Annotated in this window: 18 protein-coding genes; 15 read left to right on the forward strand and 3 right to left on the reverse strand. The window is 69.9% G+C overall.

Features of this window, described 5'->3' with window-relative positions; genetic code table 11:
- Position 1: 1 nt before the first annotated feature.
- On the reverse strand, positions 2–745 hold the full coding sequence (locus tag RZR99_RS07400; RefSeq protein WP_323119094.1) for a DUF3348 domain-containing protein: 744 nt from the start codon (positions 743–745) through the stop codon (positions 2–4).
- Positions 746–1,019: 274 nt separating this feature from the next.
- Here RZR99_RS07400 and RZR99_RS07405 point away from each other — a divergent pair, with 274 nt between their 5' ends.
- Together RZR99_RS07405 and RZR99_RS07410 are read left to right on the forward strand one after the other, a co-directional pair.
- The gene (locus RZR99_RS07405) at positions 1,020–1,949 is read left to right on the forward strand and encodes an arginase family protein (RefSeq protein ID WP_323119095.1); all 930 of its coding nucleotides are present in this window, start codon (positions 1,020–1,022) and stop codon (positions 1,947–1,949) included.
- Positions 1,950–2,034: 85 nt separating this feature from the next.
- Positions 2,035–3,753: a SulP family inorganic anion transporter gene (locus RZR99_RS07410; RefSeq protein WP_323119096.1), complete on the forward strand. Its 1,719-nt coding sequence runs from the start codon at positions 2,035–2,037 to the stop codon at positions 3,751–3,753.
- Positions 3,754–3,997: 244 nt separating this feature from the next.
- Here the strand turns inward: RZR99_RS07410 and RZR99_RS07415 are convergent, their stop codons facing one another.
- On the reverse strand, positions 3,998–4,762 hold the full coding sequence (locus RZR99_RS07415; RefSeq protein ID WP_323119097.1) for a YdcF family protein: 765 nt from the start codon (positions 4,760–4,762) through the stop codon (positions 3,998–4,000).
- A 408-nt stretch (positions 4,763–5,170) separates the two neighbouring features.
- On the opposite strand from RZR99_RS07415, the gene RZR99_RS07420 reads away from it, so the two are divergent.
- The 5 genes from RZR99_RS07420 to RZR99_RS07440 all read left to right on the forward strand — a co-directional run bounded on the left by RZR99_RS07420 (position 5,171) and on the right by RZR99_RS07440 (position 9,523).
- Complete coding sequence (locus tag RZR99_RS07420) at positions 5,171–5,653, forward strand: GNAT family N-acetyltransferase (protein WP_323119098.1); 483 nt, start codon at positions 5,171–5,173, stop codon at positions 5,651–5,653.
- Between the two features lie 319 nt (positions 5,654–5,972).
- Complete coding sequence (locus tag RZR99_RS07425) at positions 5,973–6,560, forward strand: ribosome-inactivating family protein (protein WP_323119099.1); 588 nt, start codon at positions 5,973–5,975, stop codon at positions 6,558–6,560.
- Between the two features lie 29 nt (positions 6,561–6,589).
- On the forward strand, positions 6,590–7,240 hold the full coding sequence (locus RZR99_RS07430; RefSeq protein ID WP_323119100.1) for a hypothetical protein: 651 nt from the start codon (positions 6,590–6,592) through the stop codon (positions 7,238–7,240).
- Between the two features lie 67 nt (positions 7,241–7,307).
- A complete protein-coding gene (locus tag RZR99_RS07435) occupies positions 7,308–8,483 on the forward strand; it encodes a hypothetical protein (protein WP_323119101.1) in 1,176 nt (391 codons plus the stop codon).
- A 2-nt stretch (positions 8,484–8,485) separates the two neighbouring features.
- Positions 8,486–9,523: a hypothetical protein gene (locus RZR99_RS07440; protein WP_323119102.1), complete on the forward strand. Its 1,038-nt coding sequence runs from the start codon at positions 8,486–8,488 to the stop codon at positions 9,521–9,523.
- A 501-nt stretch (positions 9,524–10,024) separates the two neighbouring features.
- Here the strand turns inward: RZR99_RS07440 and RZR99_RS07445 are convergent.
- The gene (locus RZR99_RS07445; protein ID WP_323119103.1) at positions 10,025–10,702 is read right to left on the reverse strand and encodes a response regulator transcription factor; all 678 of its coding nucleotides are present in this window, start codon (positions 10,700–10,702) and stop codon (positions 10,025–10,027) included.
- A 273-nt stretch (positions 10,703–10,975) separates the two neighbouring features.
- Here RZR99_RS07445 and RZR99_RS07450 point away from each other — a divergent pair, with 273 nt between their 5' ends.
- The 8 genes from RZR99_RS07450 to RZR99_RS07485 all read left to right on the forward strand — a co-directional run bounded on the left by RZR99_RS07450 (position 10,976) and on the right by RZR99_RS07485 (position 16,619).
- Positions 10,976–11,647: a DUF2589 domain-containing protein gene (locus RZR99_RS07450; RefSeq protein ID WP_323119104.1), complete on the forward strand. Its 672-nt coding sequence runs from the start codon at positions 10,976–10,978 to the stop codon at positions 11,645–11,647.
- A 31-nt stretch (positions 11,648–11,678) separates the two neighbouring features.
- The gene (locus RZR99_RS07455) at positions 11,679–12,419 is read left to right on the forward strand and encodes a DUF2589 domain-containing protein (RefSeq protein ID WP_323119105.1); all 741 of its coding nucleotides are present in this window, start codon (positions 11,679–11,681) and stop codon (positions 12,417–12,419) included.
- Complete coding sequence (locus RZR99_RS07460; RefSeq protein ID WP_323119106.1) at positions 12,412–12,858, forward strand: lysozyme; 447 nt, start codon at positions 12,412–12,414, stop codon at positions 12,856–12,858. The genes RZR99_RS07455 and RZR99_RS07460 overlap by 8 nt, the downstream gene beginning before the upstream one ends.
- A 20-nt stretch (positions 12,859–12,878) precedes the next feature.
- Positions 12,879–13,385, forward strand: coding sequence for a hypothetical protein (locus RZR99_RS07465; protein ID WP_323119107.1), 507 nt, complete (start codon positions 12,879–12,881; stop codon positions 13,383–13,385).
- Positions 13,386–13,550: 165 nt separating this feature from the next.
- Entirely contained in the window at positions 13,551–14,675 is a 1,125-nt protein-coding gene (locus RZR99_RS07470) for an extracellular catalytic domain type 2 short-chain-length polyhydroxyalkanoate depolymerase (RefSeq protein ID WP_323119108.1), read from the forward strand.
- Between the two features lie 47 nt (positions 14,676–14,722).
- The gene (locus RZR99_RS07475; protein ID WP_323119109.1) at positions 14,723–15,271 is read left to right on the forward strand and encodes a hypothetical protein; all 549 of its coding nucleotides are present in this window, start codon (positions 14,723–14,725) and stop codon (positions 15,269–15,271) included.
- Positions 15,268–15,891: a hypothetical protein gene (locus tag RZR99_RS07480; protein WP_323119110.1), complete on the forward strand. Its 624-nt coding sequence runs from the start codon at positions 15,268–15,270 to the stop codon at positions 15,889–15,891. The genes RZR99_RS07475 and RZR99_RS07480 overlap by 4 nt, the downstream gene beginning before the upstream one ends.
- 110 nt (positions 15,892–16,001) lie before the next feature.
- Positions 16,002–16,619 carry a cupredoxin domain-containing protein gene (locus RZR99_RS07485; RefSeq protein ID WP_323119111.1) on the forward strand — a complete coding sequence of 206 codons (618 nt, stop codon included), beginning with the start codon at positions 16,002–16,004 and terminating at the stop codon, positions 16,617–16,619.
- The last annotated feature ends 21 nt before the right edge of the window (positions 16,620–16,640 follow it).

A 16,640-nucleotide genomic window follows, 5' to 3' on the forward strand; every position in this document is an offset into this window, starting at 1 on the left:
GTTAGCGGGCTCGAAGGGCCGCGAGCAGCCCTTCGACCGGTTGTAAACGAATGTCCAGTTCGGCGAGCAGCACGCTGCGCGCATCGCTGCGAAACGCGTCGAGCCATGCGCCGGGCGCGATCGGCGCGGCGTCCCCCGACGCCTCGGCATCGGCCAGCGCCTTCTGTTCCGCCTGGCGAAGCCGCTCGAAGTGTCCGCCGAGCATCTCCGGCACGGCGGACAGCAAGGTGCGCTCGCGCGCGCCCAATACCCGCTCCATGACGGCATCCACCACCGCGAGCCGGGTCTGCTCGGCGCCCCGGGCGACCAGCATGTTCCGCAGCCGTCCGCGCAGGAGGCCGATATCGGTGTCCATCGTCTGCTGGAGCGACAGATAACGCTGACGCAGCGTCGGGTAGTCGGCCGGCACGTCCATCGGCGCATCGCCGGGACGCGCAGGCGCGTGCGCGCGCCGCCCGGAGGCCGCGAACGCGCGCTCGCCCGCAATCGCCTTCGCGAGCGACGCGCGCACGCGCGCGCACTCGTCCTCCTCGGCGCTGCCGAAGCCGCGCGCGCCGGAGGGGGCCGCGGGGGGATTGCCGTTCAGCGCCGACGACAGCGCAATGGCGTCGGTCCAGCCGAGCCACTGGCTCAACCGGTCCGACAGCGACTGTCCGGATTCGGGAACGTCGAGGTCCGTCAGGCGGGCCAATAAGCGAATCAGCGTCGGGCCGCTGAGCGCCGCGCCCTGTGGAGCTTGCACCATACCGCCGGAATCAAAAAAGTCAGCAGTTTACACGTCGGCGAGGCGGCCCCCGCCAAGCGCCGCTGCGCCGGCCGGACGGCGAAGCGATTTTCTTCCGGCGCACGGGCGCCCGCGCGAGGCGCCATCGGGTCGAACGGCACGGCGGCGCCGTTCCGGCCACGCCGCCGGACGCCCCGCGCGCGACGGCCGGTGCGCCATACCCGGCGGCGCGGATGCGGATACACTGGCGCATCGCGCTCTCCGTAGTCGCCCCCGCCCCCACGAGGTGTATCAGATGACCGTCCCCGCGCCCGCGCCACGACGCATCGCGATGATTCACGCGCCCTGCCACCTCGGCCTGCGGCCGCCGCGCGAGGATCACCCGCCCGGCACCTGGCGAGCCCCGCGGGCACTGGCGCGCGCCGGCCTCGACGCCGCGCTCGCGCCGGTGCGCACCATCGCGATGCCGCGTCCGGACTACGCCTTCGACGTACGGGGCGATACGCTGATCCGCAACGCCGCCGGCATCCGCGCGTTCTGCGAGGCGCTGGCCGGCCACGTCGAGGCGCAACTGAAAGACGGCTGCTTCCCGGTGGCGATCGGCGGCGACTGCTCGATCCTGCTCGGCTGCCTCGCGGGCGCCCGGCGGATCGCGCCGCTCGGGCTCGTACACATCGACGGTCACAGCGATTTCCGTCATCCGGGCAACTACGACGCCGCGTCGGTCGTCAGCGGCGTCGCGGGCATGGATCTGGCGCTCGCCACCGGACGCGGCGAAGCCGTGCTGACGCAGTGGGACGAACTCGATGCGCCGCTGGTGGCGGACGCGCGTGTCGTCCAGCTGGGCGAACGCGAATGCCGCGATCCGGACTACGCGTTCGCGGACATCCATCGCACGGCCATCCGGCAACTCGACATCTTCTGGATTCTGGAGCACGGCATCGACGCCGCCATCGAGCAGACGCTCGCGCGAATGGACGGCCCCTTCTGGCTCCATGTCGACGTCGACGTGCTCGACCAGCGCCTGATGCCCGCCGTCGACAGCCCCGGCTCGCCCGGCCTCGACTTCGACCAGCTGGGGCAGGCGGTCGCGTCGCTCGCCGCCGCCGCGCAGTGCGTCGGGTTGAACGTCACGGTCTTCGATCCGGACATCGACCCGGACGGGCGGTACGCGGCGTTGCTCGCGGACTGCCTCGGCCAAGCGCTGCGCCGCGCGCACGCATGACCGACGGCCAACACGCAAGCCTTGCCATCCCGCGCCCGCTCGGGGCACGATGCGCGGATCGCCTCGCACACACACGGTATCGCGCATGCACGAATCAACTGGAGAACCCGGGGCACGCCCGGGTTTCCTGAAAGGCATCCTCCCCGTCAATCGCGCCGCGGCGCTGCGCGACACGCTCGCCGGCGTCTCGCTCGCCTCGATGGACATCCCGCAGGTGCTCGGCTACGCCCGCATCGCCGGCATGCCGGCGGTGACGGGCCTGTACACCGCGTTCCTGCCGATCGTCGCGTTCGCGCTATTCGGCGCATCGCGTCATCTGGTGGTGGCCGCCGACTCCGCCACCGCCACCATCTTCGCCAGCCAGCTGTCGTCGATGGCGCCGGCGGCCAGCGCCGAATACGTGACGCTCGCCGGCATGGTCGCGCTGCTGACGGCGGCGATGCTGCTGCTCGCCCGTCTCTTCAAGCTGGGCTTTCTCGCCGACTTCCTGTCGCGCACGGTGCTGGTCGGTTTTCTGGCGGGGGTCGGCGTGCAGGTGTCGATCGCGATGGCCGGCGACATGCTCGGCATGACCGTGCCGGTCCCGTCGTCGCGCAGCGTCGCGCAACTGGGCTACGTCGCCGGACACCTCGCGCGCGTGCATCCGGCGACGCTCGCGCTGACCGCGCTGGTGGTCGTCGCGATTCTCGCGGCGAAGCGCTGGCTGCCGCGCGTGCCGGTGCCGCTCGTCGCCGTGGTCGGCAGCATCGCGGCCAGCCGGGCGTTCGACTTCGCCGCGCACGGCATCGCGGTGCTGGGGCCGGTCGCGGGCGGCCTGCCGCCGCTGCGCTTTCCGTCCGTCACGTGGCAGCAGTGCCTCGACCTCGTGCCGGTCGCGGCCTCGTGTTTCGTGATGATCATCGCGCAAAGCGCGGCGGCGGCGCGCGTGTTCGCGCAGAAGTACGGCGAGGAAATCGATACCAACGCCGACATCCTCGGGCTGGCCGCCGCGAACGCGGCGGCCGCGTTCAGCGGCACGTTCGTGGTCAACGGCAGCCCGACGCAGACGGCGATGGCCGAAGGCGCGGGCACGCGCAGCCAGATCGGGCAGCTCGCGTTCGCCGCGGTGGTCGCCGTGGTGCTGCTGTTTTTCAGCGGCGACCTGCAATACCTGCCGCATTGCGTACTGGCGAGCATCGTCTTCACGATCGCGCTCGGGCTGATCAACGTGCAGGCGCTGACGGCCATCCGCCGCGAAAGCCCGGGCGAATTCACGCTGGCGCTGGTGACGGCCGCCGCCGTCGTGGCGGTGGGCGTCGAGCACGGCATCCTGCTCGCGGTGGCGCTGTCGCTGATGCGGCACGTGCGGCACAGCTACCGGCCCCACACGATGGTGCTGGAGCCCGGCCACGCCACGAAGCGCTGGCAGCCCATGCCGACCCGGCCGGGCGCGATGACGGCGCCCGGCCTGATCGTCTACCGTTTCGGCGCGGATCTGTTCTTCGCCAACGATCACCTGTTCAGCGCGGAAGTGACCGAACTCGTCGACACCGCGCCCGAGACGCCGCGCTGGCTCGTCGTCGACGCCGGCGCGATCACCGCGCTCGACTATTCCGCCGCGCGCACCCTGGCCGATCTGGTCAGCGGCCTGCAGGCCCGCCGCATCGACGTGATCTTCGGGCGCGTGAACCGCTACCTGCATGCCGACATGGACCGGCACGGCATCACGCGAATCGTCGGCGCGTCGAACGTGTTCGACACGCTGCATGAAGCGCTCGCGGCCACCGGCGTGAATTCTGACGTGCATGGGAACGGGACGCTGTGAAGGGCGCGCGGCGAGGATTCGGCGGCGGATGCGGGCGCGGCGAAGGCCGCCGTCCGCGCCCCGCGCCTCCGCACTGCGCCCCCCGCCGCCGGCGCATCGACCGCCAGCCGGTCGAACGCGATCCGCTGCATGGTCTCCCTGACGCGCTGCTCGACGTCGCGCGCTTGCATCGCGGAGCCGCTGCAAGCGCGCGACGATCCGGTCGATCGGCACGCGCACGGGCTGCTCCATGCCGTACCCGGTCTCAACGGGACGGCGGCACGCGAACCCTGGGCGGATTCAGGCCCAGTGCGTTGTAGAGATGGTATCGGGCGATGCCGGCATATTCGTGCAGCGCGAGATCCGTCATCGCGAAGTTGTACGAGAGCGGCAGCACGGACAGCTTGCCGCGCAGATAATCGGCCCGCATCGGCGTCGCATCGATGCCGAAGTGATTGAAGTACAGCATGCTCCGCCGCAGATGAACGGCCGACGACACGATCAGCACGCGCTCCGGGTTCAGTGCCGTCACGACGCCGCGCACGAATTGCGCGTTTTGCCATGTGTTCCGGCTCTCGGGTTCGAGCAGGATATCGGCGGTCTCGACACCGAGCCGGATCAGCACGCCGCGATACACCTGAGCTTCCGTGACTCCGTTGCCGGCGGGGTCGCCGCCGCTCACGACCAGCTTGCAATACGCCTGCGCCTGCCGGCATTGCCGGTAGAGCACGGCGGCCTCGACGAGCCGCCCATAGGCAAACAGCCCCGGCTCGATCTCGCGGCCGCCGGGTATGCGCTCGGTTCCCGCGCCCAATACGATGATGGCGTTGCGTTTCCCCCAGTTGACCGGCGGGTTGACCGCGTAGGCCGACTGCAGCCGGCCGAGCAACCCGCCCGGGAGGGGGCCGCAGCCGATCGCGACGATCAGCGCGATCCATGTGACGTGTAGCCAGCGGACGGCGCGGCGTCGTTTCAGGGCAATGCATGCGAACGTGGCCGCGAGCAGCAGGATGATCAGCAGCAAACTCATTTGATCTCGGATGAACGGGTGCGATGGCGCGCCGCGGCGACGCACGAGCGGCGCTTCGGCATTCGGCGTATGGGAAAAGGATGGACGGGACATCCGCCGCCTGGCGGGACAGCACGGCGTCGTCCCCGGCCGAGAGGGAAAGCATTATAGCGACGCGAGCGCGCCGCGCCTTTCACAAAACGCGCCGGCGTTATCGGCATTCCCGCTAGAGGCGGAACCGCGTCGACGATATCGAGCGCGACCCCGACGCCCGGCCCGGCGATATTCGCGTACCCGCGCGGCATCCGGCGCAACGCTCGGCAATGCGCTCGATTTCGGCGAAAATGCGCAACCGACGGCTCGATGCATCCGGATAGCGAACCATCGGCGTCGCCCGACCGGGCCCCGCAATCCATTGCCCGCCACACCATGCCCCTGCACCTGCGCCCCGCCGTGCCGTCCGACGCCGTCCCGCTGGCCGACCTGTACCTCCGCGCGCGCGCCGAACTCGCCGCCTATGCGCCGCTCGCCCATCCGGAAGCCGGCGTCCGGGCGTGGATCGCGAACGTGCTGATCCCGTCCGGCGGCGTCACCGTCGCGACGGAGGATCGGCAACTGCTCGGCATGAGCGCGCACACGTCGGCCGACGGCGTCGTCTGGCTCGATCAGCTCTACGTTTGTCCATCGCGCAAACGCCGCGGTATCGGCACCGCGCTGCTGAATCACGTGAAGTCGCAAACCCCCGGCATGCTGCAGCTCTACACGTTCCAGCCGAACCTCGCCGCCATCGCCTTCTACGAACGGCATGGCTTCGTCGCGATCGGATACGGCGACGGCAGCGAGAACGAGGAGCACTGCCCCGACGCGTTGTACCGTTGGACCCGGCACGCGCCGACAGACCTCGCCGACTGATCGCCGGACGCGACGCTCGCCGGCGCACCTGGCCCGCTGATCACCGGACATACGTCCGGGCCCCCCATTCGCGGGAAGCCCCGGCTCGCGCGCCGCGTTCGCCGCCCCGCGCCGCGCCCTTCCTCCACCCGCCTCCCCGCACGCGCCTCTGTCCCGGGTCTTCCGTCATCGCATCGCCCATGACTTCTGCCGGATTGTTCGCCGCGCGCGCGCCTCGCACAGTGACATCGCCACCCGACGGTCGCGCGTCTCGCACCGCGCGGCCGGGACCCAGGCGATTCCCGGCGCGGCCGGGTCACTTTCCAGGAAGCCATCCATCATGTCACTGCGACTCACTCAAGGTCAGGCCTACAGCGCCGACATCGCCGCCCTGCGCAACGCGGTACGCGCCAACGGCACGCTCGCGAACCATCTGCCGGTTCCCGTCCAGATCCCGAACCCGCCGCCCGGCTACGGACTCTCGCTGATCCTGAACCTGGCGTACGAGGCCAACGGCTCGCTGGCCGCGCCGCCCGCGTCGCTCTACACGATCGGTTTCACCAACGCCCACGGCGGATTCGGCTTCAACGTCCCGCCGGTCATGGCCGGCGCGGTGGATCTGGGCCGCAGCGGCTCGTACGGCAGCCTCGGTTACGCGGTCGCGCCGCTGCCCGGCCTGTCCGGCGTGAATCTCGCGGCGTCGGCGATGCTGCTGAGCAACTTCAACGGCCCCGTGCCGATCGCGGTGAACGGCGTGGTCGCCGATGCGCTCACGCGATTCATCGTCGCCCTCTCCGAAGCGATCCGCTTCGCCGCCACCGAACAGGCGATCGCGGCCGCGCTCGACAACGGCGCGATCTACAACCCCGCGGCCGCCGGCCACCAGGCGCGCTTCACCGCGTGGGCGGGCCACGGCATCGGCATCTGAGCGCCGCTCGTCCTGCCGGGGAGACCATCATGCTCACGCAATCGCAATTCAACGGGACGCTGCGCTGGGAGGATTTCGTGCAGAACCTGATCCTCAACGCGGGCGGCGCGACCTCCGTCGCGACCGACCGCAGCGGCCCGATCCTGAGGATGTACGCGATCCGCTTCGCCGATCTCGAGGCGCCGCAGGCGCTGCGCGCGCTGATGTCGGAGCTGTCGTCGTCGCCGCGCGTCGTCGATCGCGGCCGCGCGACCTGCATCAACGACGACGCGCTCGGCGCGATGCGGCAGATCCACGCGAACGATCCGATGTACCTGCCGCGCTTCGCCTACGCCAATCGCCCCGACAAGCCGAACTACCTCGCCGCGCTGTCGGATCGCGCGAGGCTGTACGAGCGCTATGTGTGCGCGAACAAGGGCCATTCGAACGACCGGGGCGGCGGCGTCGCGACCACCGGCTACGTCGAATACACGGCCGGCACCAACGACATGTTCCGCGGCGGCAACCGCGCGCGCATCGCGTTCGACTACGTGGGCGCGAAGTTGTATTTCTCGCCGATCCACTACGAAGTCTGGGCGCTCGCGACGCCGCCGAGCAATCCCGGCCGGACCCTGCCGAAACAGGCCGACGGCCCCTACGCCAACCCGTGGTTCTGGATCACCGACATCACCTCGACCTGACAACCCGTTCGCGGGACACCGCCGGCCTTGCCGCGCGCCGTGCCCGCTCATTGCCCTGGAGTCCCACATGAAAACCCCGGTTCGCATCATCTCCATTCGGCTGGACTGCGGCGCGAAGCCGCCGCGCGAGGACCACGAAAGTATCGAGGTCTACGCGGCGAGTCTGCAGAAGAAGCTGAAAAGGCTCATGAAGCAATGCGTCGCCGCGGCCTTCGACGCGATCGCGCAAGTACCCGGCGCCGGCGAGCCGCCGCGCGACGTGCTGACCTTCGTCACCGCGCCGGAGTTTTACTGGAACGTGCCGTGGACATGCATTCGCGACGTGGCGGAGCTTCGCAAGCTGTACGCGCTGCAGACGGATCCGGTACGCCGCTGCATCAGCGAGATCGCCGCGCGTTTCGATCCGGCGCAGTTCGGCCGCATCGTGTTCCTGCCCGGCACCTCGGCGGTACTGTTCGAAACCTCGCCCGACGACATCCGCGATCCGTTCGAGGCACGGCACCCGTCGCGGGAGCCGCTCGAGGCGCCGCCGCTGTTCGAATCGATGAACTACGTCTACGCAGTCAGCAATTTCATCTCGCCGATCCAGGAGTACGGGCTCGACGAAGGACTGCCCCGGAGCGTGGTCGCGTTCAAGCGCCATACGTCGCGGATCGATTACGGCTATTTCCTCCGGGAAACGGAGCTGACCTGGACGTTCGGCCTGGGCGACGGAACCCGCGTCGAAGTCAAGCGGCATGCCGACCTCGCGCCGCAAAGCAACACGTCGCAGCATGAGGACGGGTCCGTGCCGCTGCTGACCGACGGCTTCGACAACCGGCTCGGCGGCGTCCCGCCGTTCGGCATCGACATCTGCCTCGATTTCTACAAGCTGATGGGCAGCCATCACGAGCCCGGGCACGATTTCAAGGCGCCGAACCTGCGCGATCCCCGTTACGTCATCGACTTCGTGCTGTCGTACGGCGTCGACGACCAGGTCGAGCGATTCCCGCTGCCGGCATCGCTGCGCTACACCGTGCACAACGACGGGCGCGCGAACCGGCGCATCTCCGTGTTCGAGATCGACCATGAGGCCCGGACCCGTCGCGGCGTGCCGGTAGCCCAGGCCATGCAGTTCCTGCCGGAAGGCGCGCGGGAGTGCGTGGCCATTCACGAGTTCAGCGTGGATGACGGCACGCCCGCGCCGGGCGGCACGACGGCCGGGTCGGAGACGGCTGCGCCGCCTCACGGGCAGGGCCTCTGACCGTGCCGGCGCCGCGGTTCCGGCTGGCATTCCGGCCGCGCGCCGTTGCGCCCGACGCCGTTGCGTCGGGCGCGCTGCGCGCGCAGCTGCGCGACGAATGCGACGCGATGGCCCGCTACGCGCTGCATCACGGGCTGCCGGTCGCGCCCGAGATCATTGCGCAACTGAGCGCGCTGATCGACGACGCGAACCTGGGCATGCGCGCGGCCCCGCCCTGGCCGCGCGGCGTCGCGGGCAACCCCCAGCACGCGCTCGCGTCGATTCACCGCAAGCTGGCCGCGACCATCGCGCCCGCGACCCCGCAAGCCGTCACGCTGCTCGACGCGCAGCATCGCAGCGCGCATCCGCTCGCCTGGCTCGGCCCGGTGCCGTTGATCCGGATGCTGACCGTCGCGGCGATCGGGTTCCTCGTCGCCGTGATCGCGACCGGCTTGTCGTCGGAGGTTTCGTCCGACAATATCGATCGCGGCTTTCTCGATTCGCACGGCACGCTGCTGTTGTGGAACTCGCTGTTCCTGCTGTTCTGCGCGGGTCTCGGCGCATCGTTCGCCACGCTGTTCCAGGCGCACCGCTATATCGCCGCGTCGACCTACGATCCGAAATACGACGCCTCCTACGGCGCGCGGCTGATCCTCGGCGTGATGGCGGGCCTGATCCTCGTCGAGATGCTGCCGCCGGATCTGTTCGATCAGGGCAGCATGCATAGCTTCGGCAAGCCCGCGCTCGCGATGCTCGGCGGATTCTCCGCGACAGCCGTGCATCGCCTGCTGCAACGCCTGGTCGAAACGCTCGAGACGCTGGTGCGCGGCGACCGCTCGGCCACCGTCTCCGCAACGCTGAAATCGCATCGCGCGCATGCGGCGAGCGAACGCACCCAATGGCAGAACGAGCTGGCCGCCAGCCTGCTCGACCTGCAGCAATCGTTCGACCGGACCGGCTCCGCCGATGCGATCCGCGCGCGCCTGGCGGACTTCACCCGCACGCTGCTCGCAGGCGAAGCGGCGCGCGCATCCCCCGGCGAGCCGGACAACCTCGAATGAAGCCGGGCCGCGTCGAGTGCCGGGCGGCGGCGCTCCGGCGCGCGCGGATACGCCGACGGGCGCGGCCTCGCGCCGGCAGGCATTGGCGCGTCCCGGCCGCCGGGAAGCCGCGCCGCACGGCCGGATCCGCCTGACAACCCGACGCATGCCGGGCGGCGGGGAACGCGCCGCGCCGGGCGGATCGCGAACGGAATACGCTGGGTGGAATGGGTGGAATGGGTGGAATGGGTGCGACGCGTGCGACAGACACGGTAGCGGTCGGCCCACGACACGTGGCGGATCGCATCGCCGAGCCATCGGGCACCCGCAATACTCGGCCGGCACGCACGACGCGAACGATATGAACAATCGATGCGAACGGCCGAGCAGCGCGAGCACGTCGTACGGATGGCCCGATCCCGCTTCGGCGCGCCGCGCGCGGCGCGCGAGCCCTCCCCTGACGCCGCCCTCGGTCTCCTCCCGGCGTGCGCTGTCCGTTGCCTCGCTCCGCGTCGCCCGCGTCTATTCGCGGGCGACGTAAGCCGGCACGGCGGATGCGCGCCCCATCTCGACCGCCATGTGGCGGGCGAGCCAGAGCGCGGCTTCCGTGCGATTGCAGACGCCGATCTGCCGGAACAGCGCATACAGATGATTCTTGATGGTGCCCTCCGCGACGTTCAGCACACGGCAGATCTGCTTGTTGGACTTGCCTTCCGCGAGCAGGCGCAGCACCTCGCGCTGACGCGGCGTCAGGCGCTCGAAAGCCCGGTCGCCGTTCGGCAGCGCCGGGTCGGCCGGCAGGCCCAGGCCGTGATGCGCGGGGACGTAGATCGCGCCGGAGGCGACGCGGCACAACGCGTCGGCGAATTCGTCCGCGCTGGCGTGGCGCTCGACGATGCCCGCCGCGCCGGCCAGCATCGCATCGGCGACAGCCTGCCGGCACACCGAACTGACGACGAACAGCCAGGGCACCGTGCCGAACGCATCCCGCAGCACCTTCGGCCAGCCGACCCGGGCGGCGCGCTCGTCCCATTCGAGCGCCACCGCGCCGACCGCGCCCGGCGGCAGGCTCGTCTGTATCCGCTCGACATCCTCCGGGCACCGGGCCGACCAGACCTGGCAAGCTCTATCCCGTTTCCATAAGACATCGGCGACCCCGGCGACGAACAACGGCGTGCTATCGATCATCAAAACGTTCATTTTCGCTTGACCCCTCGTTGAAGAGACGCGCCGCGTGATGTGAATTGCGTCCCCTGTCTCGCTTTTACCGCTGTTTCAAAATCGACGCACTAGGTATGTCGATCCGTGAAGAATGGTCTAAGTCACTTTCCCGTACATTTATTTCATTATTTTTCGAGCCATATCACTGGCCGACAGGCATGACTGATGGGCCATACGCATGCTTTCTCCGTTTATGTAATTTGAATGGCAGCAACGCATACGCGCTGCGCGACTTACAACCCGGAGGCAGTTATGGACGCCAGTTTTATCGGTTCCGTCATTAACGCTTTACCAATGGATCAAATGATCGCAGGTCCATTGAAAGCCATGATTAGCGCACAGACGCAGGCCGCGAAAAGCTACGCCGACTTTCTGATGCAAGTCTGTATTCAGGACGGCAAGGCGGTAGCCGTCCAATTCGATTACGACGAGACGCTGGTGGACGAAAGCGGCACCTCCAAGGGCGTCGTGCAAAAGACCATGCGCATCCCGCTGCTGGCCGCGATCGTCCACCCCATCATCGCGATCGAGGAAGGCACGATCGACTTCGAGATGGAGATCACGCAATCGGAAAAATCGTCGTCGTCGACGGAGGCGAGCGGCGAATTCCAGGCGAAGTTCGGCTGGGGGCCGGTCAGCGTCAGCCTGTCGGGCCGCGTGTCGCACAAGTCGGAGCAGACCCGCAGCACCGATACGCGGGCGAAATACTCGATCCACACGCAGGTCAAGCGGCAGCCGCCGCCGGAAGCGCTGATGCGGGTGATCGACTTTCTGACCGAAGCCGCCACCAAGCCGGTCGTCACCGACGCGAACGCGAAGAACGTCAAGCCGCTGCCGGCCACGCCGACCGACGGCAAGCTGATCGGCGAGAGCGCGGGTGCGGGGAATGCGCCCGCGAACGCGCAGCAGCCGGCCCATCAGTAAGCGCGGCGCCCCGCGACGGCGGACACCCACCATGTTCAATTTCCTGAAGCGGCGGCGCGCCTCGAAGGCGGCGCCGCCCGGCGGCCCGGCAGCGAACGCGCCGGCGGAACCCGTGCTCGATGCATCCGGCACGGCAACGCCGGACGCATCCGGCGACGCGCAGGCGGCGGCCGCCGCGCCGGCGTCCCCGGACCTGGCGGACGGAGCGGGCGATCCGCCGGCCGGCGCGCCGCCGCCCGCCGGTCCGCCGTCGTCCGGCGCCGATCGTCCGCCGCCGCGCGGCATCGCGCTCGACGAAATCGCCCGCGGCATGCAGCACGCCGCGGCCGCCGCGAACCAGTTGCTCGCGCATCAGTACACGGCGCTGCTCGACCAATTCTTCGACCAGGGCGACGACGGCCTGCTGACGCCCCGCTCGGTCGACGTCGCGCTCGACGCGGAGCACACGATGCCGGTACCGCTCGTCGCGCTCGCGACGCCGCGCGGGCTCGCGCTCGACCGGATGGTCGTGCATCTGACCGTGCGCGGCGATTTCACCGAAGCGCTGCCGGCGGGCGGCTTCGCGGGCGGCGACCAGCGCGGCCGCTTCTACGTGACGCTCGCGCCGCCGTCGGCGCGCGGCGGCGGCCAGCGCGACAGCCAGCACATCGACATCGAGATGCAGTTCGCGGCGCTCCCGCCGCCCGAAGCGATCATGCGCGTGATCGACGAATACACGCACCGCCTCGTGCCGCGCGCACGGCACGGCGACGAGGAGTCATCCCATGCCTGACCATCCCGAGCGCACCGGTACGCAGGGTATCGACCTGATCAAACAGTTCGAGGGCCTGCGTCTCACCCGTTACCTCGACGCCGTCGGCAAGCCGACGATCGGCTACGGCCACCTGATCCTGCCGCACGAGCGTTTCGACCGCCCGATCAGCGCGTCGCAGGCGGAGGCGCTGCTGCGCCAGGACTTGCGCAGCGCCGAGCAGGCGGTGCGCCAACTGGTGCGCGTCGCGATCACCCAGCAGCAGTTCGACGCGCTGATTTCGTTCGCCTTCAATCTCGGCGCCGGACGCCTGCGTTCGTCGACGCTCGCCCGCTACCTGAACGCGGGCGCCGCCGCGCGCGCCGCCGATCAATTCCTCGTCTGGAACAAGGCGGGCGGCAAGCCGCTCGCCGGCCTCACGCGCCGCCGCCAGGCCGAACGCCAGCTGTTTCTGTCGTAGTCCCGACCGGAGAGTCCGCCATGCATCCGAAGCCCCACCGCCGCCCGGGCCGTCAAATCCCCGCCCGCGCGCATGTCGCCGCGCTCGCCGCCGCGCTCGCGCTGCTCGGTCCCGCGCCGGCCCGCGCCCAGCCGTCCGGCGCGCCGCCTACCTGCGAGGCGGAAGCCGCCGCCATCGACGCCGCGTTGCAGCGCGCACGCGTGCCCGGACTGTGCGCGCGCTGCGCCGAGCGGCTCGCGCGAACGCTGGCCAGCCTGTACGCGACCGGGACGCTGCCGACCTTCTATCTGTCGGCGGACCACGCGAGCTGGGACGATCCGCAGCGCCGCCCGGCGATGCTGAGCGGGCACAGCCTCGCCAACCTGCCGGACGGCCCCGACCTGCTCGCCGACATCGACAGCGGCTACGGGCCGCGCGGCATTCACCGGCTGCGCTACACGCGGACCAACCGGCCGCTCGCCGTGACCACCGCCGATCGCGCCGTGTCGATCCCGGTATCGGCCTGCACCGCGCGCGGCAGCCAATAGACACGGCCGGCCGGGACCGCGCGCCCTGTCGTCGGTCACGGGCCGCCGTACCGGCCTTCCACCCTATTCAAGCGCGTGCGCGGTCCGCCTACGCTGCAAGGGCAACGCGACAAGGCGACACCGATTCCAGCACCCCCTCTTTCATCCGACTCAAGGAGCCACAGCATGACCGCCGCAGCCGCCATTCGTTCGCCCTCCTCACTTCGCCCGATGCGGACCGTTCCGGGCCGCGTCCGCCGCCTGCCGATGCTCGCGCGCCGGCTCGTGCTGGCCGCGTGCGCCGCCTCGGCGGGCATCGCGCACGCCGCCGATCCCGCACCGCTGCCCGCGCTGGGCGCCGACCTGCGGCAGGTGTCGGTGTCGGGACTGTCGTCGGGAGCATTCATGGCCGCGCAGTTCGACGTCGCCTGGTCGAGCCGCCTGATCGGCGCGGGCATCATCGCGGGCGGCGCGTTTCACTGCGCGGGCGAATCGGCGCTCGTCGACCCGGCCACCGCGGCGATGACGCTGTGCATGCGGCCGCTCGGCGAAGCCCCGTCGGCGGCCCATGCGTGGCGCGACGCGCAGCGTTTCGCGAAGGCCCGGGAGATCGACGATCCGGCCGGCCTGCGCAAACAGCGCATCTACTTGTTCAGTGGTGCGAAAGACACGGTCGTCGCGACGCGCGTGGTCGACCAGGCGGCCCGCTTCTATCAGCTGGCGGGCGTGCCGGAGCGGAACCTCCGCTACCGGCGCGATCCCGACGCGGGCCACGCGCTGATCACCGGCAACCCCGGCGACGCCGCCTGCGACGCGAACCGGAGCCCGTACATCAACCACTGCGGTTTCGATCTCGCGCAGGACATCCTGCGCTGGATCTACGCGAAGCCCGGCGCGCCGCTGAATCCGCCCGCCGGACAAGCCGGCGGCCAGTTGCTCGCGTTCGACCAGCGCGCGTTCGATCCGGCGCGGCAGGCGTCGCTCGCCGCCACCGGCTATGCGTACGTGCCCGCCGACTGCGACCGGGCGGCATGCGCGGTGCACGTGGCGTTCCACGGCTGCGCGCAAAGCGTCGCGTCGATCGGCCAGCGCTTCGTGCGCGACGGCGGCTACAACGCGCTGGCCGACACCAACCGGATCGTCGTCCTGTATCCGCAGGTCGAGAAATCGTCGGTCAATCCGCTCGGTTGCTGGGATTTCTGGGGCTACTCGAGCCCCGATCCCGACCACCCGAATTTCTCCACCCGCGAAGCGCCGCAGATGCGCGCCGTGATGGCGATGATCCGCCGCCTCGGCGAAGCCCGTCCGTGAACGGGCGCCTCGTCCCTCCCCGAAGCCGAACCGAACCAGGAGCCATCATGTTTTCGACCTTCATCGCGCAGTGGGAAAGCGCCAACCTCGCGGCGTTCCAGCGGCTCGGCAAGACGATCGCGCAGTCGGCCCATCCGTCCGGCGTCGCGGGCGCCGCCATCGACGCCGGCGCGTGGCGTGCATGGCTGCGCACCTCGCTGCAAGGCGGCCAGCAGTACCTGAGCGCCTATCGATGCGCGCTCGATGCGGATTGGCGCGACCAGCGCGACCGCCTCGGGCTGACGAATACGGCCGCCGCGCTGAAAGAGCTGGCGGCGTTGAACGCCGATCTGGCGACGCGCGCGGCTCAGGGTCATGTCCAGCACGCCGGCGTGCTGGCCGACGCCGCCGCGCAGTATCTCGGCGACCTCGGCCGAAGCCGCAACGCGGCGGACGCGGCGATGGCGCTCGGCCGGTTCGCGACCGACCTGGGCAACCAGGCCCGCGCGCATGCGCTGCATGCCGCGTCGCTCGCGGGCGGCGTGCCGCCGGCGCTGGCCCAGTGGGCGGAACGGCATCTCGACGACGACGCCCCCACGACGGAGCAGACCCCATGAACATCCCGCTCCGTTTCATCAACCGGTCGAACGACCGGGGCAACAGCGAGGTCGTGCTGTTCCAGCGCAACGTGATCCCCGATTTCGACGAGCTGGCCGTCGCCTGGAAGGTGATCCGCTTCTGCGGACGCGACTGCCTTCATCCGTTCGTCTATTCGACCGCGATCGAGCTGGCGCTCGGCGACGAGCACGGCAATTATTCGCCGCGCCTGGCAGTCCGCGACACGGGGCGCTTCGTGATCGGCGCGCAGCCGACCGGGCGCGGCCGGCTGACGCCCGATCGGTCGCTCTGCGCCGTCACCGGCGAGATCGAGGTCGTCAACCAGATGGCGCGCGGCGCGCTCAACGTCAATGCGTACAGCGCGGGCCGCCTGATCGCCGCGAAATCGGCGGTCGCGCCCGGACAGAAGGCCGTGTTCCGCTTCACGCCCGCGCTGTGGATCGGCGTCGCGTCGCAGCTGCAGGAGAGCGCCGCGCTGAGCGCAGGCGTGCTCTCGAGCGCGAACACGATGCTGCCGCTCGCGGGCGTCATGCGCGCCGACATCGTGATGACGGGCGGCGGCAGCGGCGCGGACGCGCAGCCGTTCGATTTCGTGCTGGAAAACGTCGTGCGCGGCTAGCGCGGGCGCGCGGGTCCTTCTTCTTTTCGTGTGACGACCGCCTCTCGGGGCGGCCGGCGACAAGGTGCGCGGCAAACCGATTGCCGTCTTTCAACCCAAGGAGCATGCAAGTGGACATCCAGCTTAATTTCGTCAACCGCTCGAACGATGCGAACAACTCCAGCATCGTGATCTTCCAGAAAAACGTCGCGACGGATTTCGACGAACTCGCGATCGCCTGGAAGGTGATCCGTAACTGCGGACAGGGCGACAACCATCCGTTCAAGTTCCCGATGACGATGAGCGTCAGCGCGAGCGACAGCTACGGCAACTACATGCCGCAGCAGGTCGCGACCAACGGCCAGGTGTTCCAGGTCGTGCGCTCGACGTCGGGCGACGTGCTGACGCTCGCGACGGACCCGGGCAACAGCTCGGAAGTGCAGGTGCGCAACGACCTGCCGAACGGCGCCGCGAACGCGACCATCTACAAGGACGGCAGCCCGCTCGCGACCAAGACGTCGATCGCGCCGGGTCAGAAGGCGGTGTTCCAGTTCAAGCCGACCCTGTGGATCGGCGTGGCGTCGCAGATCGAGCAGGGCGCGCTGCTGAATTCGGCGGTGATCTCGGACATCAACACGGAACTGTCGCTGCTCGGCCTCGCGAGCGCCGACATCGTGATGACGGGCGGCGGTCCGGGCCCGCGTTCACTGCCGTTCACGTTCCGCCTCGAGAACGTCGTGATGGCGTGAAGGCCGCGCGGACGGCGGCGG

It is taken from the genome of Burkholderia alba, assembly GCF_034721475.1.
Classification (GTDB): Bacteria; Pseudomonadota; Gammaproteobacteria; order Burkholderiales; family Burkholderiaceae; genus Burkholderia; species Burkholderia alba.

Coding starts and splice junctions, on each gene's coding strand:
- RZR99_RS07400 (WP_323119094.1), bottom strand. CDS start 745: ATGGTGCAAGCTCCACAGGGCGCGGCGCTCAGCGGCCCGACGCTGATT.
- RZR99_RS07465 (WP_323119107.1), top strand. CDS start 12,879: ATGCATCCGAAGCCCCACCGCCGCCCGGGCCGTCAAATCCCCGCCCGC.
- RZR99_RS07450 (WP_323119104.1), top strand. CDS start 10,976: ATGGACGCCAGTTTTATCGGTTCCGTCATTAACGCTTTACCAATGGAT.
- RZR99_RS07425 (WP_323119099.1), top strand. CDS start 5,973: ATGTCACTGCGACTCACTCAAGGTCAGGCCTACAGCGCCGACATCGCC.
- RZR99_RS07420 (WP_323119098.1), top strand. CDS start 5,171: ATGCCCCTGCACCTGCGCCCCGCCGTGCCGTCCGACGCCGTCCCGCTG.
- RZR99_RS07455 (WP_323119105.1), top strand. CDS start 11,679: ATGTTCAATTTCCTGAAGCGGCGGCGCGCCTCGAAGGCGGCGCCGCCC.
- RZR99_RS07435 (WP_323119101.1), top strand. CDS start 7,308: ATGAAAACCCCGGTTCGCATCATCTCCATTCGGCTGGACTGCGGCGCG.
- RZR99_RS07405 (WP_323119095.1), top strand. CDS start 1,020: ATGACCGTCCCCGCGCCCGCGCCACGACGCATCGCGATGATTCACGCG.
- RZR99_RS07470 (WP_323119108.1), top strand. CDS start 13,551: ATGACCGCCGCAGCCGCCATTCGTTCGCCCTCCTCACTTCGCCCGATG.
- RZR99_RS07430 (WP_323119100.1), top strand. CDS start 6,590: ATGCTCACGCAATCGCAATTCAACGGGACGCTGCGCTGGGAGGATTTC.
- RZR99_RS07480 (WP_323119110.1), top strand. CDS start 15,268: ATGAACATCCCGCTCCGTTTCATCAACCGGTCGAACGACCGGGGCAAC.
- RZR99_RS07445 (WP_323119103.1), bottom strand. CDS start 10,702: ATGAACGTTTTGATGATCGATAGCACGCCGTTGTTCGTCGCCGGGGTC.
- RZR99_RS07415 (WP_323119097.1), bottom strand. CDS start 4,762: ATGAGTTTGCTGCTGATCATCCTGCTGCTCGCGGCCACGTTCGCATGC.
- RZR99_RS07460 (WP_323119106.1), top strand. CDS start 12,412: ATGCCTGACCATCCCGAGCGCACCGGTACGCAGGGTATCGACCTGATC.
- RZR99_RS07475 (WP_323119109.1), top strand. CDS start 14,723: ATGTTTTCGACCTTCATCGCGCAGTGGGAAAGCGCCAACCTCGCGGCG.
- RZR99_RS07410 (WP_323119096.1), top strand. CDS start 2,035: ATGCACGAATCAACTGGAGAACCCGGGGCACGCCCGGGTTTCCTGAAA.